The following is a 2,412-nucleotide window of genomic DNA, read 5'->3' on the forward strand; positions in this document are numbered from 1 at the left end:
ACGATCGGAACGATCATCCCAAGCGACAAGGTCGGCCTCAAGATTATTGCGGCCCTGCGAAAGAACGGCAGTGACGAGATTGTAGAGGCCGTTGAGAGGGCGGCAAGCAAACCAATAATTCCACAAGTGGTTGATCCAAAGTTGGAAAACTATGTGAATAACGTGTTTAAGGGCGTAACCAATCCTAACAAGGTGGGAAGTGGAACCCTTGGTGATGCCGTGCGCTATGAATTAGCATCTGGGGAGAACGTGCACGGGCGATCTCACGTAATAAAAGCCGAGGAAACAATTAGAGGTCTTCAAAACTGGATAAAGAATACGCCAGCCGCACTTGCTGTTGATCGACAAGTTGCAGAAGCTATTATTGCTGATCTACAAAACGCATTGAATGGAAAGTGACGATGAGTGCTTTAACTGTTTCGTTTTCATGCCATTTAGCTTTTGTTTTTCGCGAGCTGATACCTGTTTTGGGTGAGCATATAAAGGATAACTCTGGTGAAATTCTTCCTCATATAATTATGAGCGAATATTGCAGATTCTCGCTTCGGTTTGGCCCAGGGTGCGAATGGGTTGAAAAACTATTTTCTTACATGGAAAGTGAATATTCAGAAGAGGACAATGACATTAGCGAACTGGTGGCGGTTTCCTTTATAGAAATCATACCATATATAGCATCTGAACCTCATTGGTCGGTAAAGCTGCTTGGGCCAAAAATGTTGAAACAATACAATAATATTTACGGATTGTAGGTATATTTAACGGGGGGCATCTTCGGAAGACGACCTAGAACTGGCGAAGCCAGATAAACCGGCTGATATTGGCGTCGAGCAGTTCCGTCAGCAGCCCATCAAGCCGTTCGCGTGCGCCGGTATCAAGCCCGTCTGCGATCCGCGTCTCGATCCGACGTTCGGCGGCGACCAGTGCGTCCGCACACAGTCGCTCGATGGTCGATATCGCTGGCAAGATCGTCAGAGTTTCAGGACAACGCGCGACCCGCCGCTGAGCTAGATCCTCGTTCGAACGGGCCTCTTCAGCCTGTTCGAAAAGCCAGTCCCGTAGATCACGGGCACCCCGACCCGCGAAGGTCTTGTAGCCGTAGATCTCACGCAACGCCTCCATGTGCTGCTGCCGAGTCTGACGCCGGGCTGCATAGGTGAGAAGCGCGTCGGCCGGGATGCCGAGCTGAACCCCGATGAAGGACAGAACTTCATGTGGGATCATCTCGTTGGGAGTCAGAGCGCGCCCTGGATAGCGTAGTGCACAAAGCTGCAGAGCGAAGCCCAGCCTGTTTTCCGGCCTGCGACGATCATGGATGTGTACGAGATCGTCGTCGCCCAGGGTGTAATGGCGAAGCAGCGATAATTCATCGGTGGCAGATCAAAGAGTGCCGAGCGCTGTCGCTCGGTGAGAACATGTCGACTTGGCATGCCGCAAGTCCGGCCTCGCCGCGGCCAAGGCGCGAGGCAAAAAGCTCGGCCGCCAAACTGGCGAGCGCCCTAAATCAGATCGGCTTGCGCCAAAGGTGGCGGCATTGATGGCTGAAGGCCGCAGCTATCGCTGGATCGCGCGTGACCTTGGTATCAGCAAGAATACGGTTGCCGATATCGCCAAGCGCCAGTAGTTACGGACCTGAATACGCAAAGGTTGCCATCATGCTTATTACCCGCACGCTCGCCGGCCTCCCTGCATATGGCCCGCCGGCGATCTCATTCCCGAAGCCCAATGCTTTTAGAGAGGGCTTTGTCGTCGAATTCACCACGAACGAAGGTGAATCTTGGATTGGGAACTTTTCAGAAGGATGGCGCAAACGTCCTCATTGCGTTCATGCAGCGCATGATGGCCGATCAGTTGTCGTCGCGGCTGGTGGCAGTGGGTATTTTGTAGACGCAGAAGCGAAGAAACTTATCCGTGAATTTGACGTCGAGGACCTATGGTATTTGGATGACCAGCGCATGTTCCTCGCCTCAACGGGGCTTTGGTTTGAAATGTTTGATGTAAATGGCGTGCGTTGGCAAAGCCAGCGTATTTCGTGGGATGGCATGCGAAAGTTCGAGTTCTTGGATGCCAGCATTCGCGGTGAGGCATATGACCCGCTTTCTGATGGGTGGGTCCCATTCGAGCTCAATCTTCATACTGGTGATGTTGTCGGTGGCTCCTACTGCGGGGCTTGAGTAAGTCTGGAATCGCCACATTGTTGCCGTGCGCCGCTTAGGGTGTCATTTCGCATCCTGCCGGAACCGACCCCTATATCGCCCAGCAGCAGGTCGAAGGCGATCGCGAGTTGGCCGGCGTGCCGCTGGCCCATCTGACGAATTTTGCGCTCATCGACCGCCGCACCGACGATTACACCGCTCCCGTCTCCGGCAACGGAAGCGATATCCGCAAGGTCGCAAGCACAGACACCGGCTCGCA

Annotated in this window: 3 protein-coding genes and 2 pseudogenes; 4 read left to right on the forward strand and 1 reads right to left on the reverse strand. The window is 53.5% G+C overall.

The window, feature by feature from the left end; genetic code table 11:
• Window positions 1-399: pseudogene (locus LH464_RS24180) on the forward strand (hypothetical protein); the annotation flags it as partial.
• Between the two features lie 2 nt (window positions 400-401).
• Window positions 402-749, forward strand: a complete 348-nt coding sequence (locus tag LH464_RS24185; RefSeq protein ID WP_226788950.1) for a DUF7674 family protein — start codon at window positions 402-404, stop codon at window positions 747-749.
• 37 nt (window positions 750-786) lie between these two features.
• Here the strand turns inward: LH464_RS24185 and LH464_RS24190 are convergent.
• A pseudogene (locus tag LH464_RS24190) lies at window positions 787-1,427 on the reverse strand (DUF4158 domain-containing protein); the annotation flags it as partial.
• Between LH464_RS24190 and LH464_RS24195 the strand changes: the two are divergent.
• Together LH464_RS24195 and LH464_RS24200 are read left to right on the forward strand one after the other, a co-directional pair.
• Window positions 1,421-1,621: a hypothetical protein gene (locus LH464_RS24195; RefSeq protein ID WP_226788951.1), complete on the forward strand. Its 201-nt coding sequence runs from the start codon at window positions 1,421-1,423 to the stop codon at window positions 1,619-1,621. The pseudogene LH464_RS24190 and the gene LH464_RS24195 sit on opposite strands and share 7 nt — an antisense overlap.
• A gap of 31 nt (window positions 1,622-1,652) precedes the next feature.
• The gene (locus LH464_RS24200; protein WP_226788952.1) at window positions 1,653-2,171 is read left to right on the forward strand and encodes a hypothetical protein; all 519 of its coding nucleotides are present in this window, start codon (window positions 1,653-1,655) and stop codon (window positions 2,169-2,171) included.
• The last annotated feature ends 241 nt before the right edge of the window (window positions 2,172-2,412 follow it).

The organism is Pseudorhizobium xiangyangii (genome assembly GCF_020531965.1).
GTDB classification, from domain to species: Bacteria; Pseudomonadota; Alphaproteobacteria; order Rhizobiales; family Rhizobiaceae; genus Neorhizobium; species Neorhizobium xiangyangii.

What these genes read in the sequence shown, in the direction of transcription:
- LH464_RS24185 (WP_226788950.1), top strand. Translation starts at nt 402, where the DNA reads ATGAGTGCTTTAACTGTTTCGTTTTCATGCCATTTAGCTTTTGTTTTT.
- LH464_RS24200 (WP_226788952.1), top strand. Translation starts at nt 1,653, where the DNA reads ATGCTTATTACCCGCACGCTCGCCGGCCTCCCTGCATATGGCCCGCCG.